Source organism: Acidovorax sp. M14, from assembly GCF_049331375.1.
Taxonomy (GTDB): domain Bacteria; phylum Pseudomonadota; class Gammaproteobacteria; order Burkholderiales; family Burkholderiaceae_C; genus Acidovorax.
Map to the genome: position 1 here is coordinate 2,930,792 of NZ_CP186263.1, position 25,735 is coordinate 2,956,526.

26 protein-coding genes are annotated in these 25,735 nt (G+C 58.8%); 12 read left to right on the plus strand and 14 right to left on the minus strand.

Annotation, left to right across the window (positions count from 1 at the left end):
- The first annotated feature begins 724 nt into the window (after positions 1 to 724).
- Complete coding sequence (locus ACOYR4_RS13645; RefSeq protein ID WP_422846965.1) at positions 725 to 1,990, plus strand: hypothetical protein; 1,266 nt, start codon at positions 725 to 727, stop codon at positions 1,988 to 1,990.
- A gap of 225 nt (positions 1,991 to 2,215) precedes the next feature.
- On the opposite strand, the gene ACOYR4_RS13650 is transcribed toward ACOYR4_RS13645, so the two are convergent.
- The 12 genes from ACOYR4_RS13650 to ACOYR4_RS13705 form a co-directional block, all read right to left on the minus strand.
- The gene (locus tag ACOYR4_RS13650; protein WP_422846966.1) at positions 2,216 to 3,400 is read right to left on the minus strand and encodes a tyrosine-type recombinase/integrase; all 1,185 of its coding nucleotides are present in this window, start codon (positions 3,398 to 3,400) and stop codon (positions 2,216 to 2,218) included.
- Positions 3,401 to 3,956: 556 nt separating this feature from the next.
- A complete protein-coding gene (locus tag ACOYR4_RS13655) occupies positions 3,957 to 5,717 on the minus strand; it encodes a DNA primase family protein (protein WP_422846967.1) in 1,761 nt (586 codons plus the stop codon).
- Positions 5,718 to 6,354: 637 nt separating this feature from the next.
- Positions 6,355 to 6,504: a hypothetical protein gene (locus ACOYR4_RS13660; RefSeq protein ID WP_010458146.1), complete on the minus strand. Its 150-nt coding sequence runs from the start codon at positions 6,502 to 6,504 to the stop codon at positions 6,355 to 6,357.
- Positions 6,505 to 6,508: 4 nt separating this feature from the next.
- Positions 6,509 to 6,694 (minus strand): hypothetical protein, encoded by a 186-nt coding sequence (locus tag ACOYR4_RS13665; protein ID WP_010458148.1) that lies wholly within the window; start codon positions 6,692 to 6,694, stop codon positions 6,509 to 6,511.
- 108 nt (positions 6,695 to 6,802) lie between these two features.
- Positions 6,803 to 7,357, minus strand: a complete 555-nt coding sequence (locus ACOYR4_RS13670; protein ID WP_422846968.1) for a hypothetical protein — start codon at positions 7,355 to 7,357, stop codon at positions 6,803 to 6,805.
- A gap of 119 nt (positions 7,358 to 7,476) precedes the next feature.
- The gene (locus ACOYR4_RS13675; protein WP_422846969.1) at positions 7,477 to 7,884 is read right to left on the minus strand and encodes a hypothetical protein; all 408 of its coding nucleotides are present in this window, start codon (positions 7,882 to 7,884) and stop codon (positions 7,477 to 7,479) included.
- Between the two features lie 150 nt (positions 7,885 to 8,034).
- The gene (locus ACOYR4_RS13680) at positions 8,035 to 8,793 is read right to left on the minus strand and encodes a hypothetical protein (protein ID WP_422846970.1); all 759 of its coding nucleotides are present in this window, start codon (positions 8,791 to 8,793) and stop codon (positions 8,035 to 8,037) included.
- 657 nt (positions 8,794 to 9,450) lie between these two features.
- The gene (locus ACOYR4_RS13685) at positions 9,451 to 11,070 is read right to left on the minus strand and encodes a DUF2326 domain-containing protein (RefSeq protein ID WP_422846971.1); all 1,620 of its coding nucleotides are present in this window, start codon (positions 11,068 to 11,070) and stop codon (positions 9,451 to 9,453) included.
- Positions 11,063 to 11,281 carry an ABC-three component system middle component 7 gene (locus ACOYR4_RS13690; protein ID WP_422846972.1) on the minus strand — a complete coding sequence of 73 codons (219 nt, stop codon included), beginning with the start codon at positions 11,279 to 11,281 and terminating at the stop codon, positions 11,063 to 11,065. The genes ACOYR4_RS13685 and ACOYR4_RS13690 overlap by 8 nt, the downstream gene beginning before the upstream one ends.
- Positions 11,268 to 12,059 carry an ABC-three component system protein gene (locus ACOYR4_RS13695; RefSeq protein ID WP_422846973.1) on the minus strand — a complete coding sequence of 264 codons (792 nt, stop codon included), beginning with the start codon at positions 12,057 to 12,059 and terminating at the stop codon, positions 11,268 to 11,270. Before ACOYR4_RS13695 ends, ACOYR4_RS13690 begins: the two co-directional genes overlap by 14 nt.
- Before the next feature lie 521 nt (positions 12,060 to 12,580).
- Positions 12,581 to 13,912: an isocitrate lyase gene (gene aceA / locus ACOYR4_RS13700; RefSeq protein WP_015014551.1), complete on the minus strand. Its 1,332-nt coding sequence runs from the start codon at positions 13,910 to 13,912 to the stop codon at positions 12,581 to 12,583.
- 252 nt (positions 13,913 to 14,164) lie between these two features.
- Positions 14,165 to 14,587, minus strand: coding sequence for a gamma-glutamylcyclotransferase family protein (locus tag ACOYR4_RS13705; RefSeq protein WP_422846974.1), 423 nt, complete (start codon positions 14,585 to 14,587; stop codon positions 14,165 to 14,167).
- A gap of 93 nt (positions 14,588 to 14,680) precedes the next feature.
- Here ACOYR4_RS13705 and ACOYR4_RS13710 point away from each other — a divergent pair, with 93 nt between their 5' ends.
- The gene (locus ACOYR4_RS13710) at positions 14,681 to 15,595 is read left to right on the plus strand and encodes a DMT family transporter (RefSeq protein WP_422846975.1); all 915 of its coding nucleotides are present in this window, start codon (positions 14,681 to 14,683) and stop codon (positions 15,593 to 15,595) included.
- A 15-nt stretch (positions 15,596 to 15,610) separates the two neighbouring features.
- Here ACOYR4_RS13710 and rraA read toward each other — a convergent pair whose 3' ends face one another.
- Entirely contained in the window at positions 15,611 to 16,123 is a 513-nt protein-coding gene (gene rraA, locus ACOYR4_RS13715) for a ribonuclease E activity regulator RraA (protein ID WP_422846976.1), read from the minus strand.
- Between the two features lie 307 nt (positions 16,124 to 16,430).
- Between rraA and ACOYR4_RS13720 the strand changes: the two genes are divergently transcribed.
- The 9 genes from ACOYR4_RS13720 to hemP all read left to right on the plus strand — a co-directional run bounded on the left by ACOYR4_RS13720 (position 16,431) and on the right by hemP (position 24,116).
- The gene (locus ACOYR4_RS13720) at positions 16,431 to 16,751 is read left to right on the plus strand and encodes an SWIB/MDM2 domain-containing protein (protein WP_015014555.1); all 321 of its coding nucleotides are present in this window, start codon (positions 16,431 to 16,433) and stop codon (positions 16,749 to 16,751) included.
- A 270-nt stretch (positions 16,752 to 17,021) separates the two neighbouring features.
- Entirely contained in the window at positions 17,022 to 19,244 is a 2,223-nt protein-coding gene (locus tag ACOYR4_RS13725) for a TonB-dependent receptor (protein WP_291443144.1), read from the plus strand.
- 66 nt (positions 19,245 to 19,310) lie between these two features.
- Complete coding sequence (locus tag ACOYR4_RS13730) at positions 19,311 to 20,003, plus strand: Fe2+-dependent dioxygenase (RefSeq protein WP_060986085.1); 693 nt, start codon at positions 19,311 to 19,313, stop codon at positions 20,001 to 20,003.
- A 114-nt stretch (positions 20,004 to 20,117) separates the two neighbouring features.
- Positions 20,118 to 21,260, plus strand: a complete 1,143-nt coding sequence (locus tag ACOYR4_RS13735; RefSeq protein WP_422846977.1) for an alpha-hydroxy acid oxidase — start codon at positions 20,118 to 20,120, stop codon at positions 21,258 to 21,260.
- A 136-nt stretch (positions 21,261 to 21,396) separates the two neighbouring features.
- The gene (locus tag ACOYR4_RS13740; RefSeq protein WP_056063825.1) at positions 21,397 to 21,669 is read left to right on the plus strand and encodes a (2Fe-2S)-binding protein; all 273 of its coding nucleotides are present in this window, start codon (positions 21,397 to 21,399) and stop codon (positions 21,667 to 21,669) included.
- A 103-nt stretch (positions 21,670 to 21,772) separates the two neighbouring features.
- Positions 21,773 to 22,462: an energy transducer TonB gene (locus ACOYR4_RS13745; protein ID WP_422846978.1), complete on the plus strand. Its 690-nt coding sequence runs from the start codon at positions 21,773 to 21,775 to the stop codon at positions 22,460 to 22,462.
- Positions 22,463 to 22,487: 25 nt separating this feature from the next.
- Positions 22,488 to 23,204 (plus strand): MotA/TolQ/ExbB proton channel family protein, encoded by a 717-nt coding sequence (locus ACOYR4_RS13750; protein WP_015014561.1) that lies wholly within the window; start codon positions 22,488 to 22,490, stop codon positions 23,202 to 23,204.
- Positions 23,205 to 23,207: 3 nt separating this feature from the next.
- Positions 23,208 to 23,621, plus strand: a complete 414-nt coding sequence (locus ACOYR4_RS13755; RefSeq protein WP_015014562.1) for an ExbD/TolR family protein — start codon at positions 23,208 to 23,210, stop codon at positions 23,619 to 23,621.
- A 270-nt stretch (positions 23,622 to 23,891) separates the two neighbouring features.
- On the plus strand, positions 23,892 to 24,116 hold the full coding sequence (gene hemP / locus ACOYR4_RS13760) for a hemin uptake protein HemP (RefSeq protein ID WP_422846979.1): 225 nt from the start codon (positions 23,892 to 23,894) through the stop codon (positions 24,114 to 24,116).
- Positions 24,117 to 24,368: 252 nt separating this feature from the next.
- On the opposite strand, the gene ACOYR4_RS13765 is transcribed toward hemP, so the two are convergent.
- A complete protein-coding gene (locus ACOYR4_RS13765; RefSeq protein WP_015014564.1) occupies positions 24,369 to 24,776 on the minus strand; it encodes a GlcG/HbpS family heme-binding protein in 408 nt (135 codons plus the stop codon).
- Between the two features lie 221 nt (positions 24,777 to 24,997).
- On the opposite strand from ACOYR4_RS13765, the gene ACOYR4_RS13770 reads away from it, so the two are divergent.
- Entirely contained in the window at positions 24,998 to 25,693 is a 696-nt protein-coding gene (locus ACOYR4_RS13770; RefSeq protein WP_015014565.1) for a Bax inhibitor-1/YccA family protein, read from the plus strand.
- Positions 25,694 to 25,735: the final 42 nt, after the last annotated feature.

Genomic DNA, 25,735 nt, shown 5'->3' on the forward strand with positions numbered 1-25,735 from the left:
AGCGGGCCCAAGGCGAACATCTTTGCCCGGATCGCTACTCCAAAATCAGCGCGACGCCGCCGACGATACATGCCAGTCCACAGACACAGAAGGCAAGCCCCATGAGCGAGGCTAGCGAAGAGCCTTGAATGAGCCAACTCGTTCTTACGCGAAGCTCAACGTGCTCAGGTAGTTCGGGAGCTCCAGCACCATAAACCCGCTCTGCCAACTCACGGCTCGAAAGGCGCTTAGTCTTGAGCGTGCCGATGGCATCCCAGCCCATCCAGAGCAATACGGCACCGAGGCCAATCCAGATCCATCCCATCGGTTCCCCCGTCGCGTCAATGTCAGATCATGGCCGATAGTAGTCCGCACTCGTCGGCAGCCAACGCAAGTCCAAGACCGGCCTTGAGCCGCCGCTTGAAAGAGTCGATCAGCAGCGAGGCGTGCAGCTACAGACGATCATGAATGTCAAAAGGGCACCTGACAGCCATCTTGATGTGCACTACGTCAATATCCTCGTACCTATGCAGCTTGACACAAGTCTTTCAGGACTTTCCCCTTAGCTTCTTCATCCATGCCGGAATGCAGCGGGCATTTGCGCTCAAGACAACGGGCTTTTTGCCATTCAGAGGATCCAATTTCCAGGGAGGCTGAAGAGGACATCAATGAATCCTAGCTGGCAAATCGATCACGTCCCACGTTTATAGTCGAATGAAATATTGACGGCAGTACCCTGACGACCATGGCCCTCTACGAAATGAGTAGTGAAAACGCTCTTTCCCCTATCCCACTCACTAGCTTCTCCAGCATGGGGGTTTATGAGAGAACACACCTGCAGAAGGCATTGCGTGCACAGATCTCGGCGATCACACCAGGTGTGGATACGATGGTCCTTGCCGAAGAGTTTGGCGACTGGGTAGGCGCCAACAGGCGCATCGACCTGCTATGCCTCGACAAAGACCGCAAGTTGGTAGTGGTAGAACTCAAACGAGAGGATGGGGCCAGCATGGAGCTGCAGGCGATTCGCTACGCGGCAATGATCAGCGCCATGCGCTTCGAACAAGCAGTCGAGGCTCACCGGAAGTACCTCACGAGCATTGGCTCAACGACTGACCCCGAGCGCGCAATACGCGACTTCCTTGAGTTGGATGACGGTGAGCGTGTTGAGTTGGATGAGGAGGTTCGCATCGTCCTGGCTGCAGCCACTTTCGGCACCGAACTGAGCACGACAGTCCTATGGCTCAACAAGCAAGGGCTTGACCTGCGGTGTGTGCAGATGCGCCCTCACCTGCTCGACGGTCGCTTGCTGCTTGATGTGCAACAGGTGATACCACTCCCCGAAGCAGCACATTACCAAGTGGCCATCCGCGAAAAGGAAGCTCAACAGGCCGTTGCGCGATCCTCCGAGCGGAATATGACCAAGTACAACCTGTCTATTGATGGCAGGACCTTCGCCAACCTGGCGGGTCGTCGCGTCATCTACGAAATCATCGCGGAAGCCCTTCGACAGGGGGTGAAAGTTGATGCGATATCAGGAGCGTTGCCGTGGAAGGGGGACTCAACATTCTTGTCAGCACCTGGCCTACTGAGCGAGGCACAACTCCTGGAGCGGACAGGGAACCCAGGTAGCGGCTACTTCAGCCAAGACAACATGCTTCTCCAGGCCGAGGGCTGTACGCTCGCTGTCTCCAAGCGTTGGGGCGATCAAGTAATGGACGCAATCTCCAGCATCGTGGACCTGCTACCTGCTGCAAACGTCTCTGTCGAGCTGTCCTCACCGACAAGCGAGCCTGAAGTGGTGGCCTACGATGGCTTCGAGATCATGCAGGATCAGAGCACAACCATCACCATCACGAAAAACGGTGTGGCCTGCACTCCGACGATCCGTGTCCTGCGCGACCTTGCGGCGAAGCTAGGGGTCGAGGTCACGAATGGGGCTGGCAAAGACATGAATACCCGTCAGCTGGGAGCGAAGGTCATGGAGGCCGTCAGGGCCCAACCTGCGTAGCTCTGCTTAGACCTGCTCGGGACCGTTGGCATGCGTTCACTAGGTGTCGCATCCCGACCGCCTTGCGCCCGTTGCTTCAGGTAGAGCTTGGGCAAGAAGTGAATGTTGCGATGGATTTCTTTCAAGCGCCCCCTCCGGGTCAATGCACGAGACTAAGCGGCTACTCTACTGCCGCCCCGCTCAGCAGAACCATAGTCCTGTGAGCGGGGAGGATGCAGAACACCTTTACGCCTGTGCCGCCATGGAAGCTCCGATGGTGGGCACCGCAGCATTTGCCGCAACGTCTACTGCAGCGAACAAAGTGCTGTCAGACAGATGGGCATACCGCTGCGTCGTCTTGACCTGGGAGTGCCCCAGGAGCCTGCCCACTGTATAGATCGACTGACCCGCGTTCACCAAGTTGCTGGCAAAGCTGTGCCTGAGGTCATGCATCCGAACGTCTGGCAAACCCGCTCGTTTGCGTGCCGTGTTCCAGCAGCAGTACAGATTGGCAAACGGCTTGAGCGTCTCCGGGTTGGGGACCACGTACGCACAACCTTTCCACCTTCGCAGTTGCTGCAGCACCTCCAGCGCCTTGGATGAGATGGGAATAGTGCGCGCTTTACCGGTCTTGGACATGGGGATGCGCCAGATATGCCGCTCCAGATCGAAGTCCTCCCACTTGGCGTCGAGGAGTTCCCGCTTACGGCAACCAAACATCAGCATCAAAGCCACGATGTGCTTGAGCTGCGTGTTTTCGCTGCGCGCAAGGGCTTCATGCAGTCGAGTTGTTTCTTCGCCCGTCAGAAATCGCTCCTTGGCGTTGTTGAGCTGAAACAGCGCCACACCGTTGGCCGGGTTCTGGGACGCACCTTGCACGCCTTGCTTCTTCGCCAAGTTGAAGATGATTTTCATGAGCACCGGCAACTTGTTGGCTGTAGCGGGTGCATAGTCCTTCGCGCGCATTTCCTGATGCGCCTGCTCGATCATGACGGAGGTAATGCCGTCCATATGCAGGCTTCCGAACCGAGGCAGGATGTGATGATTCAGAAAGCTGATCGTGGACTGGAAATTGCGGCGGTGAGCACGGATGTGCGGCAGGTACTTGTCATTGATGAAACTCTCCAGCGTCGGCACTTGGCGAAGGGCTTTCTTGTCATCAGCAGGACTCTCACCCAACACGACCTTCGCACGCAGCTTCTCCGCAGCCTGCCGCGCCTTCTCAAAAGTGATGGACTTAGCGTCACCAATCTTGCGCTGACGTTGTTTTCCGTGGGGATCACGGTATCGAAGGCTATAGGTCTTTCCTCCGGTGGCACGGACTTCCAGAATGAAGCCGGTGATGGCGTTGTCGTAATAGTCGGTCTTGCCCCTGCCCTCTTGGCAGACGGCATCGCGGACGAATTGGGCATCGAGATTCACATTGGGCATGACGCGTCTCCTTGTTGGGGGTGAAAGTGAATAGCGGCAGGGGTGCGTTCAGGCTCACCCTCGGTACATCGGCGGGTGGCTGGCGGGGCGATCAGGGGTTGCGGGAGGCTGCGGTGAGGCCACCACGCGATGGATAGCCATAGAGGCAGGAAGGCAAAAAGCATGGGATCTCCTTTGATGGATGCGCTCAAGGGCGCGGATTGAAGGAAGGGGTCGATGAGTGCGACGAAGGACTCGGCCATGTCTTGACCAAGCCTGTGTCGAAGAGGACGCCCACGCCGCGACCTGCGCAGCAGCACAAGGGGCGGGATGGACGAGAGGCGGAAGCGAGAAAGCAGCAAAGCCCAGCTGGCTTGCTACGGCACGGCGAGGACTGGGAAGGTGCCGCTCTGCTCTACATGCAGAGGGATTGGCGCAGCGACGGGATCACCAATATGGTCATTGGCTACAGGTTCCATTGGGTCGCCGAAAAGCCCGGGGTTTTCTCTTTCCTACCAAAGTTTGGCGGCGAAAAACCCACTTTTCACACTTCTGGGGAGGTGGCTGTGCAGGACCTTCAAAAGTCCGCAGGCTGATCGCTGACCGGGGCGGGAACCGAAGGGCCTTCCAAATCCGACTCAGCAGTCAGATCGGGCTTCATGCGTATACCCCGGAAGATCTCGTAGCCATCCAGCGTCGCCAGCTTGATACCCAACTGCAGGTTGAATTCCAGCTTTTCCTTGAAGGCACTCTTGGCAAAGGGCTTGCGTCCGTTCTCTTCACACCATGAGCGGTATGTTGCATACAGCGAGGACCGCCGACAGTGAAGCGAAGCTCCCAACTCGCAACATTCATGAATGAACTCATCCACGGAACTGGCCGAGCGCTGCCACTGAGCCATCAGACGGTCGTGCACCTTGGAGGGCGAATAGCCTCCTTGCTGAAGCACACGAGCTCCCGCTTGCAGCACCTTGTAGGCGATACCGGGCATTTCACTCTTGGCGATGCGATCCGATAGACCGGCATCCAGTGGCAAACCGCTTTTGAGACGGCTGTTGGGGAACTCCGCCAGCAGCCAGCGCGAGAAGAATGCAGCCGAGTGGTCATTGGTTCTGATCATGTGATTGCTCATGAACAGGTGTCCAGCCGTGTTCCGAAACGTGAAGGGCGGCTGCGTTGGAAACCTTCCCACGACCTCGTCGCGGCCCAGTACCGACTTGAACTCAGCGGCGGGGATAGGAAGATGCTCCGCCAGCTCGCCCACCACATTCAGACGTTTCCCCGCCATCATCGCCAAGTAGTACTCCTTGCCCCACAAGGTGGGAGATGCGGCGGAACACAACTCGTCGGGAACCAGATTGTTGTAGATCTTTTCCAGGGTGCCCTTTCCAGCGCGCCCATAACGGTCCAGCCAGGCAAATGCTTTTTCATACCGGTGGGCGACCCCCAGCATTACTGCACCGGCAAATTCCTCCATAAGGCGCCGCTGCCCCTCTTCTTCGCCCTCCACCTTGGAGCAGAAAGTTTCGTGCATGAACGCGTCATACAGCGGGGTAGGAAGGTCCTCCGGCTCGAAGTCCAGCGCCACTGTTTGGCGGTGTTTCAAGCTCAGAAGCTCCTTGCAAACCTTCCCGTCCCGTGCGCTGTAGAAGCTACGCAGGCACGCCACACCTTCGGGAGCTTTCTCAAAGAAGGTATCGTTGGTTGCGATAGCCCGCGCGTGGCTTGCGATGCTGCAGTAGTCCTCCTGGCGCAGGCAGTTCTCTTTATCGTCATGAAGCTCTGCCACGACCTTTTCGAGTTCGCCAAATGACAGCGGCTCCCACAGCCTTGAGTTTGCGCGGGGTATGTACAGGGTCCCCCTGACAGAGACCGGGTTGAACAGTCCGATGGCCATGTGCTTAAGAACGTCCATTGCATAGCCGTGGTGCGTCGGCACAACTTTCTTTTGCTTTCTCGCGAACTTACGCATTTCGCTGTCCAATTGCGAGAGCGAAACACCCTTGTTGACTTGCTTGAGCGTCGTGCGAACTTCCATCCACTCAGCTAAGTCTCCCTCACGCAACGCATGCAAAGTGCGAAGCGCTTCAGGCTCAAACGGAGCGCCACATTTGCTGCGCGTTTTTTCAATGATGTCAGCGATTGCAGCGCTAACGTCCGCATCGACCTGATCTGCTTGACCAGGCGCTGGCACCAGTCCTGCTTGCGCAAAGCTGCTCTCAGCTCCCGCATCGCCATCTGTGGCGACTAGACTTTCTCCCGCGCACTTGCTGGGAGCAGCCAAATGCCCGAGCGCGCTCTCACTCTCCTCCATATCCCACACAAAACTCTTCTCCATTCAATGGTCCTCATCATCAATCGTTTGAGATCGCAAACGCTGCCTCTCAGCGCAGCGGATCATCGTGTTCATGTTCATCCCCCTGAAGAACGCTCTCCAATTTCATGATGCGAAGGGCACTCGGGGCTTTTGCGGCCACCTGCCACAGCCTCTGCGAGACCTCCGAAAAGACGCCCTAGGAGGCACGTGGAGCGGAGTATAGGTCGCATCACCGTCAGTTAGTTGCATTTTTGTATTAACCAACTTCGCAGCGATGCCTTTGGCTAAAGTCGCCAAATTGCACACTATGCTCGCATGGACCATAGATTTGCACATTGCATGCGCGGCTCCCAAGTGCCGGTTCAGCAAAGTTCGTACATCTATGCAACTTAGAAAGCTGTACGACTAGCGACAGCAAAAATAAAGACCGAGCCACCCCGGAGCAGCACCATGCGGCACCACCCCGGGGTATCTCTTTTGCGTCCCTCCCTCGATCACCCACGGCAAAGCCTCCGTGTCACACGGCATTCGTCTTCAGGGTGTTCCTGGGAGAGGGGTTCCGGCAGGCCAGCGCGCGAGGGCCGGGTCCGGGAGGCGGGCAAGAGCTGCCCAGGTTGGCCGCAGACGGGCAGGTTGCTGCGGGGTGATGGGTCGGGTATCAGTCCCAGGCCGGGGTGCCCAGGCGCTCCGCCTCCCACCCGAGGAGGCCTGCTGCATGGCTGGTGATAGTCAGGGGCAAAAGCTCTACCGGAATGTCCCGGTCCAGCATGGCAGTGGCGGCAGTGAGAACGCAGTCTTGATAAGTCATGAAATTACTTCTTTCTATGGGTGTCGAGGTAGTACACAAGCCCCGCAGCGATCAGCACGATCACGAGGAAGTGCAACGGAAAGGCATAGACCAAGAGGCCCAGTCCCACCAGGCACAACCAGCGGGCGCCGGAGGCCATGAGGTGAAGGACGAGAACAGTGGTCAGGGAAGCGGCAAGTAAAGCGGCCATGAAGACTCCTAAAGCAAGGCAGAGGTAATAGGTCCGGGCGAGGGTGTCGCCGGTGGGTGGACTTACCGCTTGCAATGAGGGGGTCTGCAGGTGTTCGCAGAGGCTGGCTTATGGAGCGGCCAAGGCCCCTGCCCGCTTACCGCGAGCCTTGTCATCCTTCACAGGACGGGTGGTGGGCTGATTGGTGGGCTGATTGGTGGGCTCTTTGGCGGACTGAATGGCGGATGGATTGGGCGCCTGGAGCAGGGCCTTCCAATCGACTCCTTCCACGTACTGGTAGGCATGCCGCTTGTCCGTCACTGCTTGCAGAACCCCCAGGTGCTTGAGAACCGCCATCACAAAGCCAGCGGTGTTCACCGAGGTGCCCGCAAAGAGCTTTGCCAAGGCCGATGCGGATAGCGTTGTCGCCGCCATCAACAAAGGCTCTACAGCGTCATAGGCGACCCAGGAAGGGTTGTGGTGCCCCTTGCCGGTGTTGTGGGTCACACGCAGGTGGAGGCGACGTTCGGGATCATTTCCCAGCTCGTAGGTGAGCGTGGAGCGGCTGGACAAGGACGGGCACTGGTCGGTGCGCAGGGTAGTGATGGTGATGGTTTCTGGATTGGTATCGGGTTGATTGGCATCTGTCATTGGTGGTCCTTTTGATGGGTTGTCGAGGAACATTCCTCATTTCAGATACGCGGTTTTTCTCAGTTTGGGATGAGCAAAAAAATGCCACCCGAAGGTGGCTTGGTGGTCGCTGTGAGGTGGTTCCAGCAGGTGTTGCGGTAGGGCTTGCTTTGTCATCGGGGGTGGCCCTCCTGGGCATAGCGATCGCAGAGCAATGCCAGTGCATGGGGGATACCCCGGGGCATGAACACCACAATGCCGAAACCGTCGTCACTCAGGATGAAGGTCAGCACATACCAATGTTCGTACACCTCCAGCGCATCCCAGGAGGGCGTGAAGTCGGGGTGATCGTTCGCCAGTCCATTCCAGCGGTTATGAAGGACGGTGAAGCCCAGTTGCTGCTCCAGGGCCTGGGGGGTGTCTTCCGGGTCCATCACTACGACATGCAGCAGCGATGCCCAGTCATTGATCTCGGTGAAAGCTTCTTCTGACAGCCGTTCAGCCACCAGAGTGTGAAGGCCCAGAGCATTCTCGGTACTTGCCAGTCGGTTCAAGGCGTCGTGGTCTCGGTAGGTTTGCATAGGCAGCTTTCCTTTTGATGAAGTGGTCAGACAAAGAAAAAGCGCCCGAGGATTGCTCCAGGGGCGCCAGTTGGTCCTGTTTAAATTGCTATAACAGTTGAACCCAGCTATATGCGATCGGGTTATGAAAATACGTTTTATTCACCAATACTATAACCGCTCTTTTCCAGCATTAATTTTTTGTATTGCCTTATCAACATTACCTTTCAAGTAAGAAGCAGATTGAATCTCGAAACGCCCCTCATCCACCTTATCGTAAATACTATTTATCAATATAATATTACCACTATGATCAATCCAAGTTATTACCTGCTTATTGAAAGTGTTACCCAATCCATTTCGAACTTCCTCCTCTTGAATTTTCGGCGGACCGTACTTTTCCGACAAAACAGTTACCAAGGGCTGGACTTCGTAGTTTTTCAAACTACCCCACACATTTAATAACTCCCCCGCATCGCCTAACTTAAAGTGCAAATACGCTTTCTCCAAAGACCCATAACCAACCTGAAACCACGTACGCCCATCTGAAGCTCTACATTGGCTTTCCTTCTTGTAGCCAGAGCTAACACTTTCTAAATTGTCTTTAACCTGCCTACAGATCGCCATTAAATCTTCCATTCGATCTGGCTTATCCAGAGGGACACCCTTGAAAGCGATCTCCTCTTTCGCAATCCCTAATTCTGGTTCTATCTTTATATTTTTTACAGCATCACCAGCGATTTTAGCAAGAGAGACATAACAAGCATCCTTTGCCTCTTTTTTGCTTAAGGCCTTGCAAGCGTCGGAAAGTACTGCAATATCACCTGCATCAACTGACACATTCTTCGTACAAGCCGCAAGAAAAATCACTCCAAAAACAATTGCGCCTATGCAAAACAGATAATTATTTTCACGCTCCTGAATTTTCATTTTTACCTCTCAAGTTAAAGTTAGTTGTTTAACAATTTTTATTTACTCAAGGACATCATGGTCTCGGTAGGTTTGCATAGATGGCTTTCCTTTTTGATGAAGTGGTCAGACAAAGAAAAAGCGCCTGAGGATTGCTCCAGGGGCGCCCGGTGGGGTGCGATGAATCACGAGTTGAGTTGATCGAATTCCTAGACGGTAGTCCTCTGCTTTAGTGTCCCCGGGTCTTTCGGTGTGGGGGGCTGTGGCGGGATCGGTGTCAATTCCAGTCTACGCAGAGCCTTTTCAGTTCGCCGCTTGCATATGCATCAGCGAAGCAGTGAGTGAGTGCCCGTTTTTCGCCGAGCTTAGTACTTGACACCTCCGGAGGAACCCACAAGAAAAGAGCCTCCTCAAAAACTGGGGCGATTCAGTCCTCGGCGTCGACGTAGGCGTGAAGGACCGTCTCCGCCACCATTCCTCTGGCACAAAGGCTAGCCGTTGTCCCTCTCAAGTACTTCGGCCGTACCAATGGGGCGGCGGTCTATAGATCGACCGCCTTCGGTTGCACATCTTAGAGCTGCGTTGGTTGTTCAATACCTAACGCCTAATCCGTCGACGCCTCCATTTTCATCAAGATCCTAACAGTTGATTCTGAACACAAGGCGAGTGACGATGGCCTCACTTGCGGTCACGCCAGTCCTTCTTGTAAAGCAACTTGTCATGAGCTAGTTTCAAGACAGTGAAGCGCTCAAGGAACGCGACAAAATCCTGGCCGTACTTCTTCCCTTCATCGAATGATATAAAAGTCTGCTTTGCCTTAGCTGCCGCAAAGATGCGCAGAATTCTCTTGACCGCTGTTATTTGAATGTTTTTATAGATAACCGAGTCATGGATGATGTAAGGAATCTTCGTTAGCGAGAGCATTGCAAGGTCAAATCCGATCAAGCCTGCATAAGACGCCCCCGTTCCAGAATCCGCAGGGGATGTGAACTGATATGAACTGGCGCTTTTGAAACGCAACTCTGAACTAGCCCTGGATGCACCATACACAACTGCATTAAAGGCCTTCAGCTTTAAGTTAATACGATTTTCAAGTTCGAGAAAAATCTTTTTATATATTCCGTCGAGTCTTGCACTGGTAGCCTTGATAGCATCCTCCAGGTTTACCCTCTGGTCATAATGTTTATTTTCCTCTATCGCTCTGTCTGTATTTTCCTTCAGATCAAAAACCTGTTTAAAAATATCGTCAGGCATCCCCCTGGAGCTAAGTCTTACCTGAATATAACTCTCAATGGCAGCAATTTCAGCGCCCATGGCTTCGTCTTCAAGCTGTGCATTCGCGAGTTCTTCTTTTAATTGTTTTTTAACAGCCGCTCCAATTTTCTGATGAAACGCTTCGACTTGCTCTAAGCGCTCAACATCGATGGCGGGAAAAAAATCTGTCAAAAGCGTGATATTTGCAGCAAGCCGAGGGGTGATTCCAGACATCTCTCTTTGCAAACGCCGAATCTTGTTCTGCAACTCAGCGCGAGATGCTGATAGATCATTTTTTCGGTATTGCTGTTTCTTAAGTTCTTCGTCAAATAGTGATTCATAGGCATTTAAAGCGCCGCCAAAACCATCCTTGAGTTGCCGAATTTTCCCAGCATTCTCTTCGATCAGCCGAATATTCTCCTCGCGCTTTTTCTTGTTAATGTTTGGAATTATATTTGCACCCATAGATTTATTTATAAGTGTTTTCTTCTCCTTCTGCGCCTCAAGGACAGCCCGCTCGGCAGCTATGTCCGAGCTTCGCCCAAACATATCAATAATTCTAGAAATTGCTATAGCGTTCGCCTCTTTGGCGGCACCGATAAACGGCTGATTCGGATCAAGCCCTCCCTTTCTCCATATCCGCGAATAGGGATTAACTATCGATCTAAATGATGTCTCCAGGCCTTCCAGATCGTAATTTAACTCCAGGAATTTTTTGTATTCATCAAGTGACTTTTCGCCAATCCGAATGTATTCATCATCGCAAAGATGAATTATCTCCGGCGACGCCGTATCGCGTGAGAGATAAAAAATCCTACCATTGAATTCCAAAGAAAAATTGTAATAGTGATGCCCCAGCTCTCGAATAACGCCTGCTTCATCCTTGAGAAAGGTCGTTCCTCCCATGACGAAGTCAATTACCATTAAAACAGTTGATTTTCCGATGGAATTTCGTGCATCATCATCTCCCAAAACAATGTTCAGCCCTTTACGAAAAACAATCTCACCCTGGCTAAAATACTCACAACTTATTGCTTTAAGCATAATTAACCTGCCCCAATTCGTCTACCTCTAGCATTCCGAGTACATATAGTGCGTCAACTGCATGGAGGAACTCACTTGCGTCTTGAAAAACGCCTCGGGTTCGGTGATAAAGCTCCAACAAACTCTCATAATCAGGCCTACCTCGTAGAATTTTCGCCATCTTGAAGATGGTGGACTCTTCAAGTCTTGTGAATTTACTAGGCACCAACATCAAATACCTCGCAATTCTGGACAAAGAAGGAAGTAAGAACTCTGGCTGCAATTAGTGCTTTTCCTGTCCTGCCGCTTATCCACTCAGCCACATAGCTAAAAACAGCATCTTTATTATTAGGATGCTGTCGCTGCATCTCAAGATAGTAAGTTTTTATTTGCGACTGCAGAATTCTTATTGAAAGCTGGTCATTTTGCTCAAGAAGCCGAATATGATCTCGAATCCGGATGTAGTAGCTAGTTGCATAGAGCTTTATTTCACTCTGCTGCAGCGGGCTCATGTCATTTCGAAGCTTTTTTTCGATGGTGGATATATCGAACTGCACAGGCGGTATCGTTGCAATGGCACTTCCCATAGTCGCGATGGTGTCGAGTATTCCAAATACCTCTTGTTGAATTACATATTGGGCCGCCGTCTCCTTGGCTTTTGCATTAGCTAGGAACCCATCCTTTACCTTTCGGATGCGGTCCATCTCAGTAATCTGGAAATTTTTGTCGAAGCGTGTGTGACAGGTCGGGCACAACGCAATAACGTTTTCTAGACCGTTGATGTCAGTAGGGGGCGTCCGCCCGGCGAGCGCCGCTTTTTGAGCGGGCGTAGGATGGAGGGGAAAGATATGAGCAATCTCGTAGCTTTTCGTGATCTTCTTAGCCCCGGGCTTACGGAAGAGAATTGGAGCCCTACACAAAGGACAGCAGCCCCCCGTCTCCGCGTACAAGATGCTGTGCTGGTTGTCCGTGTAGTCAATTCGCTTTGGCTTCGTCGCTGTCGTGGTCATCGGCTAGCTACTCTGATCGGTTGAAGAGGTGGCTAAGGCCACGAGGCTGGATGCCCACTACTCCGACAAAAACTGGCACCGACGTCCTAAGGCTCGTATAGGCCAGTCTCGCCCTTTCTAGGAACGGAGTGCTGGCAGACTCAATGACGCTTGTGCGCCTCAATCTGTTGAACACAATCTCCTCCCGCAGTATTTCAGTTCGCAACCTTAATGCACATGTTGTAGCACGTCATATGCTGACAGTCGGACATATGAGACCTTGAGCCAAGACTCCACCGCATAGAGGGCCTGCCGGGCGGGTCGTACCGCGCACGTTTGAACGTTAGCTCACCGAGATGCACATAGGGGCGGCCATTCACAATCGGTTCACGGAACTAAGCCATCCGCAGACTGTGACTGGCGTGGCAACTCCGACCTCAAACTGCGCCGCTGAAAACAAAAAAACCACCGTGACGCCGAAGCATCTGGTGGTTTTCATCGAACCAACCTCAGCGCCCGACCGAGCGCCAAGGTGTGTCAGATCAGTGGAACTGCTCTTCTTCGGTCGAACCCGTCAGGGCCTTCACGGAGGACGAACCGCCCTGGATCACCGTGGTCACGTCGTCGAAGTAGCCTGCGCCCACTTCCTGCTGGTGCGACACGAAGGTGTAGCCCTTTTCGCGTGCTGCGAATTCTGGCTCTTGCACCATTTCGGTGTAGTGCTTCATGCCTTCGCCCTGGGCGTATGCATGGGCGAACTGGAAGGTGTTGAACCAGTTGATGTGGATACCAGCCAGGGTGATGAACTGGTACTTGTAGCCCAGAGCCGACAGGTCTTCCTGGAACGAAGCGATCTGCTTGTCGTTGAGGTTCTTCTTCCAGTTGAACGATGGCGAGCAGTTGTACGACAGCAGCTTGCCGGGGCAGGCAGCGTGCACGGCTTGCGCAAACTCACGGGCAAAGCCGATGTCTGGCACGCCGGTTTCGCACCACACCAGGTCCGCGTAGGGGGCGTAGGCCACGCCACGGCTGATGGCTTGTTCCAGACCGTTCTTCACGCGGTAGAAGCCTTCTTGCGTACGCTCGCCGGTCAGGAAAGGCTTGTCGTTGGCGTCGTGGTCGGAAGTGATCAGGTTGGCGGCTTCGGCGTCGGTACGAGCCAGCACGATGGTGGACACGCCCATCACGTCAGCGGCAAAGCGTGCAGCGATCAGCTTTTCGCAGGCTTCTTGTGTGGGCACCAGCACCTTGCCACCCATGTGGCCGCACTTCTTCACGGCAGCCAGTTGGTCTTCAAAGTGCACGCCGGCTGCGCCTGCAGCGATCATGTTCTTCATCAGCTCGAAGGCGTTAAGCACGCCGCCAAAGCCAGCTTCAGCGTCGGCCACGATGGGCAGGAAGTAGTCGATGAATTCCTTGTCGCCTGGGTTGATGCCACGGCCCCACTGGATTTCGTCAGCGCGCTTGAAGGTGTTGTTGATGCGGCGAACCATGGTGGGCACCGAGTCATACGCGTACAGCGACTGGTCGGGGTACATGGTTTCGCTGGTGTTGCCGTCGGCAGCCACTTGCCAGCCCGACAGGTACACGGCTTCGAGGCCGGCCTTGGCTTGCTGCATGGCTTGACCGGCAGAAATGGCGCCGAAAGCGTTCACGTAGCCCTTCTTGGCGCCGCCGTTGATCTTGTCCCAGAGCTTTTCAGCGCCGCGCTTGGCCAGCGTGTGCTCGATAGGCAGCGAGCCACGCAGGCGCACCACGTCGGCTGCGGAGTAACCACGCTTCACGCCCTTCCAGCGGGGGTTGGTCGCCCAGTCTTTTTCCAGGGCGGCAATTTGCTGTTCGCGGCTCAGTTGTTCGTTGAGGGATTGGGGCATGAGATCACTCCAGGGGTTGGTTGAAAACGCCGGGCTGCTGTGTGCCGCCCTTGAAGACAACTTTAAGTCTTCTATAAGACTTGCACAAGCTCTTATGTCTTATAGAAGAGATAAATTTTCTTCTTTCAAAACAACCACTTAAACACGTGATTTCTCGATATGGAAATTGATTTCTCATATCGAGAAAAATTGCGGCAATGCAACATCTATCGCATCCCACATCAAGAAATTCAACTTTCGTATTGTGAGAATTCAGATGGGTGTAGCGCCAACTGCCCTGAGCCAGTCACCATGCTCGATCTGGCGTGCGCCCTGCGCATATCGGGGATGGATCTCGTACACCAGACAAGACAGCGCTTGGCCCTCCACCGTCACCGCAATTTCGCGCTTGCGGTACTCATCGGTCGGGTGGTTTCCTCCCAACCCCTCGATGGCATCCAGAACGGTCTCCAGCGCGGGCTCGATGGCATACACCTCGCCATGCACCGGCCGGTCGCCGCCCAGGGTCATGCCGGGGTAAGCCCCCAGATGGAACAGCATCCCTGAAACTTGCGCAAACCCCACCCAGCGCGGCGCAGGCGACAAGCGCGTGATGTCGTTCGACCCGCCGCGGCGCAAGGTGCCGTACACAAACACATGGCGTGGGGCTGCAACTGGCGAAGAAGGCTCGGGCATGATGCGCAGTCTTTTTTGTTTGAACAGCGTCCCAGTCTAGTGAATACGCCTCCGCCCAGCCGCCCTTTCGCCTATCTGTGCCTGGCCCTCAGCATGTCGCTGGTAGGCAGTTATGTGGCACTCTCCAAACCGCTCGCGGCCGTGCTGCCCGTGCTCTTGCTGGCCTGGATGCGCTTTGGCATCGGGGGCATCGCCATGCTGCACTGGCTCAAGAAGCCCGACAACGAGCCGCCACTGACACCACAGACGAAACGGCTGCTGTTCCTGGAGTCCTTTCTGGGTAACTTTCTGTTCACCATCTGCATGATCTACGGAGTGAGCCTGACCGATGCGGTTTCGGCAGGCGTCACCATGGCGGCCATTCCTGCGGCTGTGGCGTTGATGGGCTGGGCATTTTTGGGTGAGCGGGTGGCGCCCCGCACCTGGATGGCAGTGCTTTGCGCAGTGGTGGGCATCGCCCTGTTTTCACTATCAAAACCAGAGCGCGCAGCGCATATGGAACCAGCGCTTGGAGCCAAAAACACTGCAAACCACGCCTGGTGGGGCCAGATGCTGCTGCTGGGGGCCGTGGTTTGCGAGGCCGCCTACACAGTGATCGGCAAGAAGCTCACCGGCAGCCTGGGGCCCAAGCGCATCACCTCGCTCATCAACCTGTGGGGCTTTGTGCTGACGACGCCGTTTGGCCTGTACCTGGCGCTGGACTTTCCGTTTGCTTCGGTAGGCTGGGGCACCTGGGTCTTGCTGCTGTTTTACGCGCTGGCCGCCTGCATGTGGACGGTGTGGCTGTGGATGACCGGGCTCAAGGCCGTGCCCGCAGCGCAGGGCGGCGTCTTCTCGGTCATGCTGCCGATGAGTGCGGCGATGGTGGGCGTGCTGTTCTTGGGCGAGGCGTTGACGGGCATGCAACTGGTTGCCTTTGCCATCGCCCTGGCCAGCGTGCTGCTGGCCACCCTGCCCTCGCGCGCAGCACTGCGCGTTGGTCGGGGCGACCGCCCCGACCAATCCTGACCTGCACACCAACCGTCAAGTAGTCAACGCCTGCGCGCTGACCACGATGCCGTCGGCATCGGCATACAGCCAGTCGCCGGGCCGCACCCACACGCCCTGGATCAGCACCGCCACATCGCGCTGGCCTTCGCCCCGGCGCTCGGTGGGCAGCGGCATCAGCGCCAGCGCCCGGATGCCCACGCCAGCGGCGTTCAGTTCGGCCACGTCGCGCACGCAGCCATCCACCACCAGACCCGCCCAGCCGTTGCGCGCCGCTGCAGCCGCCAGGTTGCCACCCACCAGCGCGCGGCGCAGGGAGCCCCCACCATCCACCACCAGCACGCGGCCCTCGCCCGGCGACTCCACGGCGGCTTTGACCAGGGAGTTGTCTTCGTGGCATTTGACCGTGGTAACCGGGCCCGCAAACACCGGCTTGCCGCCATAGCTCTGGAAAACAGGCGGCAAGACGCGGAACGCACCGCTCGTATCGGCCTTGTGCACATCGCAGAAATCGCAGGTGGAGAAGGGAGGGTTAGAAGCTGCGGACATAGGGACAAAATCTTTCAAAGAGTGGGTCAGTGAAACGGGCCAAGCCAAGATTGTCGGCGCAATACAAGCCCTGACAGCCACGGCTCCACGCAGGCATAGGCCAGGCCACCCAGCCATGGGCTTTTGTCAAGGCTGGCGCGGCCCTGCGGCGAATTGCTGCACGCTGCGCGGCGCCACCGCTACAAATCGAGGCAAAAAAAGCCGTTTCTCCCTTGGAAACGCGTTTTTTTCCCATTAGCATCGGCCTGCCAGTGGGAAAGCGTCGTTTTCGCTGGTAAAAATTTATTCCCAACAAGGACAACCCAACATGGCAACTGCAAAAAAAGCTCCGGCAACCACAGCCCCAGCAGCCAAGAAGGCCGCTGCACCCGCCAAGAAGCGGACCCCCAACGCCGCATTCATGAAGGCGCTCACGCCCAGCCCCGCGCTGGCCGCTGTGGTGGGCTCGGCACCTCTGCCGCGCACGGAGATCATCAGCAAGCTGTGGGTCTACATCAAGGCCAACAACCTGCAGGACGCCACCAACAAGCGCAACATCAACGCCGACGCCAAGCTCAAGGAGCTGTTCGGCAAGCCCCAGGTCTCCATGTTTGAACTGGCTGGCCTGATCGGCAAGCACGTCAAGTAAGCCCTGGCGCTTTGCGACCTGTGTCGCACCCGTAAAAGAACCGGCTCTGCCGGTTTTTTTACGTCCCTACCCTGTCGAAGTGTGGCGCGCTCGCATCAATGCAAATGAGAATGACCCGCATTTGATGTAACATAAAGCTGCACGACGACGCACAGCCATGTTGATCTAGCCACTGCCTCTCGCCTGCTCTTGGTGCCCCTGCGCGCCACCTGCACACCCCTATTGACGGAGGCCCTCTTGGCTAAATCTCGCGCCCAGCGCCGCAGCGGCATGCTGCGTTCTTCTCCCGCATTTGTTGTTTCTCCCGCTGCTGTGCCCTCGCAAGCCGCATCGTCCGACAAGGCCCTGCTGCCGCTGGGCGCGCTGATGCTGGCCGCCTCGATGGGCGCCATGGCGCAGACCAGCACGCCAGAAACCACCTTGTCCACCGTGACGGTGAAGGAAACCGCCGAAGTCCAGGGCAAGGACACCCTGCTCATCAAGAAGACCACCGTGGGCAAGGGCAAGCAGGACATCAAGGACATCCCACAGTCCGTGACGGTGTTCACCGAAAAGCTGATGAACGACCGCAACCAGGACGACTTCCGCGAAGTGCTGCGCACCACCGCGGGCGTGACCTTCCAGTCCGGCGAGACCGGTGAAGAAGACGTGCGCCTGCGCGGCTTTTCGCTGGGTCTGGCAGGCGACATCTACGTGGACGGCATGAAGGACGCTCCGCTGATCGAGCGCGACACCTTCAACAACGACCGTATCGAAGTGCTCAAGGGCTCGGCCTCCATGCTGTTTGGCAAGGGCTCGACCGGCGGGGTGGTCAACCAGGTCAACAAGTACCCGCTGCTGATCGACCAGCACGAAGCCGGCTACACGCTGGGCACCGGCAAGTACCACCGCGCCACGGGCGACTTCAACTGGGTGACGGGCGAGAACGCGGCCTTCCGCCTGAACGCCATGGTGCAGGAGTACGACAACTACGGCGCCAAGCAGGACAAGCGCGGCATTGCGCCCACGTTTGCCTGGGGCATCGGCACGCGCGATGAGTTCTCCATCGGCCTGTACTACCTCGAATCCAAGGGCCGCCCGCTCTACAACCACCCCTGGCGCCTCTCGGCCGACGGCAAGATCAACATGCCGCTGGAAGCGGGCAAGTACTACGGCCTGGCCAGCGACCACAACGACACCACCTCGCAATACGTCACGCTGGGCCACATCCACCGCTTTGACGACAACGGCGAGCTGACCACGCGCCTGCGCTACGGCAAGTACGAGCGCGACCTGCTGGCCAGCACCATCGGCTTCCAAAACAGCGCCATCACGCTCGACCAGATCAACAGCAGCACCGTGCTGACCCGTGGCTCCAAAGGCCGCGTGGGCGAAAGCAACGTGCTGCAGGTGCAAAGCGACTACAACAACACCTACACCTGGGGTGGCAAGAAGCACGCGGTGCTGACCGGCGTGGACTATTACGACGACGACGCCAAGCGCAACCAGAACTACGCCAACACCACCACCCGCCCCACCACCACCGTGGGCACGCCCAACGATGGCGCCTGGGTGGCCGACGGCCGTGCGCCGGTGCAGTGGAACACCTTCACATCGCGCAACCTGGGCCTGTACTTCCAGGACACGGTCTCGCTGACCGACACACTCAAGCTTGTAGGCGGCCTGCGCTACGACAACTTCCGCGCCTCGTACCGCAATGCCGCAGGCAACCTGAGCAACTCGCGCTCCGACAGCCTGTTCAGCCCCCGCATGGGCTTGATCTTCCAGCCTGACGAGCTGACCTCGTACTACGTGTCGTACGGCACTTCGTACAACACCTCGGGCGACACCTACCAGTTTGGCAACCCCGGTGCCACCACGGCGCGCACGGCCAACACCGACCCGGAAAAGAGCCGCAACATCGAAGTCGGCGGCAAGTTCGAGCTGTTCGAGCGCCGCGCCCTGCTGGGTGTGGCCGCCTTCTACAGCCAGAAGTACAACGAGCGCAACACCGACCCAGACACCGCTGCCGCGCAGGAACTGCTCTCGGGCAAGCGCCACGCCACCGGCATGGAGTTCAACCTGGCCGGCCGCCTCACACCGAAGTGGGAACTGTTCTTCAACCACACCTGGATCCCGTCGGCCAAGATCGACAAGAGCAACGTGGTGCTGGCCTCCAACGGCGGCGGCGCACAGGTGCAGGGCGACCGCCCCGGCCTCACGCCCAAGCACAGCGGCAGCGTGTGGAGCACCTATGCCGTCACGTCCAAGCTGCGTGTGGGCGCCGGCCTGACGTACCGCGCCAAGCAGAACCCCGAGGGCTCGCGCGCCGTGTACGCCAGCGGCTTTGCGGTGGTGGACGCCATGGCCGAGTACGCGTTTGACGACAAGACCTCGCTGAAGCTGAACGTGAGCAACCTGTTCGACCGCACGTATGCCGAAGGCCTGTACCGCGGCTTCTACACGCCCGGTGCCCCGCGCGCTGTGCAGCTGACGCTGAAGACACGCTTCTGACGCACCTCTGAAGTCCCTCGAATGAACCGGCCCCGGCACCGCCCGGGACCGGTTCACAATGGCTCCATGTTCCTGCACATCCAAGACGTTCTCACCGCCGACGAGGTCGCGTTCTTCCGGCAAAAGCTCTGGGCAGCCGATGCCCCCTGGGTGGATGGCGCCCGCAGCGCGGGCGGCCAGGCGGTGCACCAGAAAAACAACTTGCAGCTGGCACAAGCCAGCGAGCTGTCCGCCCAGCTCCAGGGTTTGGTCAAGGCCGCGTTGAATCGCAACGCCCTCTTCTTTTCGGCGGCTCTGCCGCGCCGCATCTACAACCCGCTGTTCAACAAGTACGGAGACGGCGCCAACTTCTATGGCAACCACGTGGACAGCGCCGTCATGCACTCCCGCGCCGACAACTGCTGGGTGCGCAGCGACCTGTCGTGCACGCTGTTCCTCACCCCGCCCGAGGACTATGAGGGCGGCGAGCTGGTGATTGCAGAAGCCCTGGGCGAGAAGCGCATCAAGCTGCCTGCGGGCGACATGATCCTGTACCCCAGCAGCACCGTGCACCAGGTCGCACCGGTCACGCGGGGCCACCGCGTGAGCAGCTTCTTCTGGGTGGAGAGCATGGTGCGCGGGCTGGAGCAACGCCAGTTGCTGTTCGACATGGACATGGCCCTGCTCAAGCTGCGCCAGACCCACGGCGACACCGACCCGTCGGCCATCGCGCTGTCGGGCACGTACCACAACCTGCTGCGCATGTGGGCCGATGTGTGAACCGTAGGCTCCTACCCCACTGCAGCTACTGGGGGTATGAGACACCCCAAAAAACTACTATTTTGATAGCACCCAGCGCATGATCCACTAGCGCTTGGTGCTATTTTTGTTTGTATGACCCCACTTCCTGCACGCCACACCATCCCTCCGGGCCTAGTCACCCTGGCCGACCACGAGCAGCACGCGCGCGCTCAGCTGGACGACAACGCCTGGGCGTACTTCAGCGGCGGTGCGGCCGACGAGATCAGCCTGCGCGCCAACCGCAGCGCCTGGGACGCCCTGCCCCTGTGGCCCCGCGTGCTGCGACCGCTGGCGGGTGGGCACACCCGCGTGCCGCTGCTGGGCCGCACGCTGGCGCACCCCATCCTGCTCGCACCCGTGGCCTTCCAGCGCCTGGCGCACCCCGATGGCGAACTGGCCATGGCCTACGCCGCAGCAGCGCTGGGCGCGGGCGTGGTGCTCAGCACCCAGGCCAGCGTGTCGCTGGAGAGCGTGGCCCAGGCCGTGCTGCCCGACCCGGGGCGCGGCCCGCTGTGGTTTCAGCTCTACCTGCAGCCGGACCGGGGCTTCACCCAGGCGCTGGTGCAGCGCGCCGAAGCGGCCGGCTACGAGGCCCTGGTGCTCACGGTGGACGCCCCCACCAGCGGCGTGCGCGACCGGGAGCGGCGCGCGGGTTTTCGGCTGCCGCCTGGCGTGGGCCCGGTCAACCTGACGGGCCTACAGGTCCCCGCCCCTTCCGCATTGAGCCCCGGCCAGAGCACCTTGTTCGACGGACTGCTGCACCATGCACCCACCTGGGACGACATCGCGTGGCTGCAGTCCATCACCCGGCTGCCGGTGCTGCTCAAGGGCGTGCTGCACCCCGCCGACGCGCGCCAGGCCGTGTCGGTGGGCGCGGCGGGCCTCATCGTGTCCAACCACGGCGGGCGCACGCTCGACACGGCCCCCGCCACCGCCACCGCCCTGCCTCGCGTGGTGCAGGCCGTGGGCGGCGCGGTACCGGTGCTGGTGGACGGCGGCATCCGGCGCGGCACCGATGTGCTCAAGGCCATGGCGCTGGGCGCATCGGCCGTGCTGGTGGGTCGCCCTGCCGTGTGGGGCCTGGCCAATGCAGGGGCGGCGGGCGTGGCCCATGTGCTACGCCTGCTGCGCGACGAGCTGGAGGCCGCCATGGCACTGACCGGCTGCGCCACCCTGGCAGAGGCCGCGCCTGCACTGCTGGAGGGGCAGGACGGAGCCCCATCGGGCCCAGGCTAAAGCGGGGGTATCGGTAACCCGCCAAAGGCAGGTGTCACGTTCCCCCTGTCGGCAGGAATGATTTATTGCAAATGCGATAGATTCGTATTTATAATCTCAATCATCCTTTCAACAGCCAGCCACACTGCCTGCCGCCATGATCGTCTGTGTTTGCCGCCGGGTTTCGGACCGTGAGATTGCCCGCCATGCCCGTGCCGGCATGAGCTTCGATGAGATCCAGTTCGAACTGGGCGTGGCTACCCAATGCGGATGCTGCGAAAGCTGCGCCCGCGACGTGGTAGCGCAGTGCAGTGTCTCGAACCCGGTAGCCGCCTTGCGCAACGATGCGGCGCCGCAGACGATCCAGCTTGCCAGCTCCATCCTGGAAAGCAAGTCATGGAACTCCTCTCTACCCTCGCAGGCAGCCTGATCCTGGTCGCAGGTTCGGCCTGGTGGATCTTTCGCAAATAATCCGGGTTTACCCGGCAGCGTCCGCCCTATGCTAGGGGCGGCGCTGCCCTTCCTTTCGTTTTATGTCTCACCCTGATCGTTTTGCCTCCCCCGGTGGTGTGAGCCGCAATGCCGTGATCGTCGGCTCCGTGGTGGCGCTGCATGTGGCCGGCATCTGGGCCCTGCAGTCCGGCCTGGTACGCAAGGCGGCCGAAGTGATCGTGCCGGCCGAGCTGCTCAGCGAATTCATCGCACCACCCGCCCCGCCCAAGGTCACCCCACCGCCACCGGCCCCTCCTCCGCCGCCCAAGCCAGCCCCCAAGGCCGCGCCGCGCCCGGCCCCGATGCCGGTGGCGATTGCCGACCCCACGCCTGCGCCCAATGCCCCCACGGGCATCACCACACCCCAGCCACCCGCGCCGCCCATCGAGGCCCCCGTGGCGCCCCCAGCCCCCGCGCCTGCGCCGCCGGCACCGCCTGCACCGCCCAAGATCGAGCTGCCGTCCAGCGACGCGGCCTACCTCAACAACCCCAAGCCCAGCTACCCCGCCATCAGCAAACGCATGGGCGAGCAAGGCAAGGTGGTGTTGCGGGTGCTCATCGGCACCGACGGCGTGCCGCAGAAAGTCGAGGTCAACAAGTCCAGCGGCTTTGACCGGCTGGACCGCCAGGCCCAGGACGCCGTGATGCGCTGGCGCTTTGTGCCCGGCAAACGCAACGGCGTGCCCGAGGCCATGTGGAACCTCGTCCCCGTCAACTTTGTTCTCGAATAAACCAATCACCGCTCAGGGAGTTTTCATGGAATCGCAATTCGGCATCGCCAACGTCTGGATCCAGGGTGACTTTGTCACCCGCGCCGTCGCCATCCTGCTGCTGGCCATGTCGCTGGCCTCGTGGATCGTCATCCTCATCAAGGCGCTGGACATCATCAAGTTCAAGAAACACGCCCGCGCCGCCCAGGACTTCTGGCACAGCGAAGACTTTGCCGCTGGCCTGACCAAGCTGGGCGCCGACCCGACCAACCCCTTCCGCCACCTGGCGCTGGAGGGCCGCGAAGCCACCGCCCACCACCGCAACACCAAGGCCCATCTGCACGACAGCCTGGACGTGAGCGACTGGGTGACCCGCTGCCTGCGCAACTGCATCGACGAGTTCACCGCCCGCCTGTCCTCGGGCCTGGCCATCCTGGCGTCGGTGGGCTCCACGGCCCCGTTCATCGGCCTGTTTGGCACCGTGTGGGGCATCTACCATGCGCTGCTGGCCATCGGTACCTCGGGCCAGTCCACCATCGACAAGGTGGCGGGCCCCATCGGCGAGGCGCTGATCATGACCGCCCTGGGCCTGGCCGTGGCCATCCCTGCCGTGCTGGGCTACAACGCGCTGGTGCGCGGCAACAAGTCCATCCTGAACGGCCTGAACAGCTTTGCCCATGACCTGCACGCCTACTTTGTGACCGGCGCCCGCGTGAACGCTGGCGAGCCCGGCAAGGTGCTGCCCATGAAGAAAGGCAGCTAAGCCATGGCCTTTGGAACCCAAGACGACACCGATGACGTGATGAACGAGATCAACATGACGCCCTTGGTGGACGTCATGCTGGTGCTGCTCATCATCTTCATCATCACCGTGCCGGTAATGAAACACGCGGTGAACGTGGACCTGCCCCGCGCCACCAACCAGCCCGAGAACGTCAAGCCCGAGACCGTGCGCCTGTCGGTGTCGGCCGATGGCAAGTTCTTCTGGAACGAATCGCAGGTGTCCGAAGAAGAACTCTTCCCCCGCCTGCAGGCCGAGGCCGCCAAGGAGCCCCAGCCGGACCTGCACATCCGTGGCGACAAGAACGTGCGCTACGAATTCGTGGCCCAGGCCATGGCCGCCGCGCAGCGCGCTGGCGTGCGCAAGATCGGGTTTGTGACGGACCCACAGGGGCAGTAACGGCACGGTGACAGCTAGCTGCAGCCCCCTGTGCGTGCTGCGCGCCCTGCCAGCCTACCCATGAGGGGACGCGCTGGCGGGCGGCAAAGAGGTTGGGCTTCTGCAGCGGGCTCATCGCCTGCTTACCCGGCGCCCGCAGCGCACAAAGCCCCGGCCTTGCGCCTGATGCAGGTCAGGCGCAGGAACAAAAAGAAACACACAGTTCGCTTGACTTGTAATTGCGAATCGTTATCATTAACAAAACGCACTGCAATGACCCAGGAAACCTCCATGCAAGCCTCCCTGACCTCCGCCCCGCTCCGCCGCACAGCGTCTGCCGACCCGGCTGGCGCCCCGGCATCTGGCGAGGCATCGTCGTCCGGCGCGCAGGGCGCCACCGCCGCGCTGGACAGCAGCGTGCTGCTGCAAGGCCACAAGACTGTCGCCATCAGCCACAACGGCTCGGTGTACCGCCTGCAGGCCACCAAGCTGGGCAAGCTCATCCTGACCAAATAGTTTCATCGTGGGGCGACTCCCGGGCTTGCAACAAGCTCGAAAGGGTCGTTTTTGCCAGCCAACGGGTTTGCGCCCGCGTAGCCAGGCTTTTTTTGCTGCCCCCGGCCCCGCCAACAAAAAACCGGCCCACAGGCCGGTTTTTTTATGCTCCCACAGGTTTTGAAGCCTTTTTGGCACCACGCGCTAGTGGAATATGCGCTTGCAGCTATCAAATTAGGAGCAAATGCAATCCCTGCTGGGAGTGCAACCGAATCAGAGGCCCAGGGCTGCGATGCCCGCGCGGGCGATCTGCGCATCTTCGGTGGACTTCACGCCGCTCACGCCCACGGCGCCCAGGCACTGGCCGTCCTTCATGATTGGCACGCCGCCTTCGAGCAGGCCGTCAATGGTGGGTGCGCTCAGGAACGAGGTGCGGCCGCCGTTGATCACGTCCTCATACACCTTGCTTTCGCGGCGGCCCAGAGCGGCCGTGCGGGCCTTGGATGGGGCGATGTGCGACGACACGGCCGCTGCACCGTCCAGGCGCTGCAGCCACAGCAGGTGGCCGCCATCGTCCACGATGGCAATGGTCACGGCCCAGTTGTTCTTGAGGGCTTCAGCTTCAGCGGCGGCGGCCACGGCCTTGACGTCGGCCAGTTCGAGTTCGTGCTTGGTTTTCATGGAGATATCCGAAAGATGGGGAGGAAGCCAGGCGCCACAGGCCGCCCGACACACAAAGAGAGCCGAGCATACCGGCATCCCCCGCGCCGTTGCACCCAGCCAGGGTGAAAGTATCCTTACCAAAAGTAGGTGACCGGGTGCGGTTTTTGGGGGGCAAAAAACGCTCTCACCCTAGAATTTCTCTCGTCTGCGTCGTGCAGGCCAACAAGGAGAGACACAAGATGAATGACCAAGTCACCACCCTGGGCCACTCTGCGGGCTATGGCATCTCGCAGGAAGAGCGCCACAAGGTGCTTCGCAATACCTATTGGCTGCTTGCCCTGAGCATGATCCCCACGGTGCTGGGCGCCTGGATTGGCGTGGCCACAGGCATCACCCGTTCGCTGACCGGCGGCCTGGGCCTGATCGTGTTCCTGGGCGGCGCGTTCGGCTTCATGTTCGCCATCGAAAAGACCAAGCGCTCGGCCGCTGGCGTGCCGGTGCTGCTGGCCTTCACGTTCTTCATGGGCCTGATGCTGTCGCGCATGATCGGCATGGTGCTGGGCTTCAAGAACGGCACCGACCTCATCATGACTGCATTTGCCGGCACGGCCGGTGTGTTCTTCGTGATGGCCAGCCTGGCCAGCGTCATCAAGCGTGACCTGTCGGGCATGGGCAAGTGGCTGATGGTGGGCGCCCTGGTGCTCATGGTGGGCGGCATCATCAATGTGTTCGTCGGCTCGGGCGTGGGGATGATGGTGATCTCGATGCTGGCCATCGGCATCTTCAGCGCCTACATGCTGTATGACCTGAAGCAGATCCTGGACGGCGGCGAAACCAACTACATCAGCGCCACGCTGGCCCTGTACCTGGACATCTTCAACGTGTTCCAGAGCCTGCTGGCCCTGCTGGGCATCATGGGTGGCGAGCGCGACTGAGCCCTGCCAGTCGTCCCTGACGTCCATCAAAAGGCTCCCTCG

What these genes read in the sequence shown, in the direction of transcription:
- ACOYR4_RS13645 (WP_422846965.1), top strand. Translation starts at nt 725, where the DNA reads ATGGCCCTCTACGAAATGAGTAGTGAAAACGCTCTTTCCCCTATCCCA.
- ACOYR4_RS13650 (WP_422846966.1), bottom strand. Translation starts at nt 3,400, where the DNA reads ATGCCCAATGTGAATCTCGATGCCCAATTCGTCCGCGATGCCGTCTGC.
- ACOYR4_RS13655 (WP_422846967.1), bottom strand. Translation starts at nt 5,717, where the DNA reads ATGGAGAAGAGTTTTGTGTGGGATATGGAGGAGAGTGAGAGCGCGCTC.
- ACOYR4_RS13660 (WP_010458146.1), bottom strand. Translation starts at nt 6,504, where the DNA reads ATGACTTATCAAGACTGCGTTCTCACTGCCGCCACTGCCATGCTGGAC.
- ACOYR4_RS13665 (WP_010458148.1), bottom strand. Translation starts at nt 6,694, where the DNA reads ATGGCCGCTTTACTTGCCGCTTCCCTGACCACTGTTCTCGTCCTTCAC.
- ACOYR4_RS13670 (WP_422846968.1), bottom strand. Translation starts at nt 7,357, where the DNA reads ATGTTCCTCGACAACCCATCAAAAGGACCACCAATGACAGATGCCAAT.
- ACOYR4_RS13675 (WP_422846969.1), bottom strand. Translation starts at nt 7,884, where the DNA reads ATGCAAACCTACCGAGACCACGACGCCTTGAACCGACTGGCAAGTACC.
- ACOYR4_RS13680 (WP_422846970.1), bottom strand. Translation starts at nt 8,793, where the DNA reads ATGAAAATTCAGGAGCGTGAAAATAATTATCTGTTTTGCATAGGCGCA.
- ACOYR4_RS13685 (WP_422846971.1), bottom strand. Translation starts at nt 11,070, where the DNA reads ATGCTTAAAGCAATAAGTTGTGAGTATTTTAGCCAGGGTGAGATTGTT.
- ACOYR4_RS13690 (WP_422846972.1), bottom strand. Translation starts at nt 11,281, where the DNA reads ATGTTGGTGCCTAGTAAATTCACAAGACTTGAAGAGTCCACCATCTTC.
- ACOYR4_RS13695 (WP_422846973.1), bottom strand. Translation starts at nt 12,059, where the DNA reads ATGACCACGACAGCGACGAAGCCAAAGCGAATTGACTACACGGACAAC.
- aceA (WP_015014551.1), bottom strand. Translation starts at nt 13,912, where the DNA reads ATGCCCCAATCCCTCAACGAACAACTGAGCCGCGAACAGCAAATTGCC.
- ACOYR4_RS13705 (WP_422846974.1), bottom strand. Translation starts at nt 14,587, where the DNA reads ATGCCCGAGCCTTCTTCGCCAGTTGCAGCCCCACGCCATGTGTTTGTG.
- ACOYR4_RS13710 (WP_422846975.1), top strand. Translation starts at nt 14,681, where the DNA reads ATGTCGCTGGTAGGCAGTTATGTGGCACTCTCCAAACCGCTCGCGGCC.
- rraA (WP_422846976.1), bottom strand. Translation starts at nt 16,123, where the DNA reads ATGTCCGCAGCTTCTAACCCTCCCTTCTCCACCTGCGATTTCTGCGAT.
- ACOYR4_RS13720 (WP_015014555.1), top strand. Translation starts at nt 16,431, where the DNA reads ATGGCAACTGCAAAAAAAGCTCCGGCAACCACAGCCCCAGCAGCCAAG.
- ACOYR4_RS13725 (WP_291443144.1), top strand. Translation starts at nt 17,022, where the DNA reads ATGCTGCGTTCTTCTCCCGCATTTGTTGTTTCTCCCGCTGCTGTGCCC.
- ACOYR4_RS13730 (WP_060986085.1), top strand. Translation starts at nt 19,311, where the DNA reads ATGTTCCTGCACATCCAAGACGTTCTCACCGCCGACGAGGTCGCGTTC.
- ACOYR4_RS13735 (WP_422846977.1), top strand. Translation starts at nt 20,118, where the DNA reads ATGACCCCACTTCCTGCACGCCACACCATCCCTCCGGGCCTAGTCACC.
- ACOYR4_RS13740 (WP_056063825.1), top strand. Translation starts at nt 21,397, where the DNA reads ATGATCGTCTGTGTTTGCCGCCGGGTTTCGGACCGTGAGATTGCCCGC.
- ACOYR4_RS13745 (WP_422846978.1), top strand. Translation starts at nt 21,773, where the DNA reads ATGTCTCACCCTGATCGTTTTGCCTCCCCCGGTGGTGTGAGCCGCAAT.
- ACOYR4_RS13750 (WP_015014561.1), top strand. Translation starts at nt 22,488, where the DNA reads ATGGAATCGCAATTCGGCATCGCCAACGTCTGGATCCAGGGTGACTTT.
- ACOYR4_RS13755 (WP_015014562.1), top strand. Translation starts at nt 23,208, where the DNA reads ATGGCCTTTGGAACCCAAGACGACACCGATGACGTGATGAACGAGATC.
- hemP (WP_422846979.1), top strand. Translation starts at nt 23,892, where the DNA reads ATGCAAGCCTCCCTGACCTCCGCCCCGCTCCGCCGCACAGCGTCTGCC.
- ACOYR4_RS13765 (WP_015014564.1), bottom strand. Translation starts at nt 24,776, where the DNA reads ATGAAAACCAAGCACGAACTCGAACTGGCCGACGTCAAGGCCGTGGCC.
- ACOYR4_RS13770 (WP_015014565.1), top strand. Translation starts at nt 24,998, where the DNA reads ATGAATGACCAAGTCACCACCCTGGGCCACTCTGCGGGCTATGGCATC.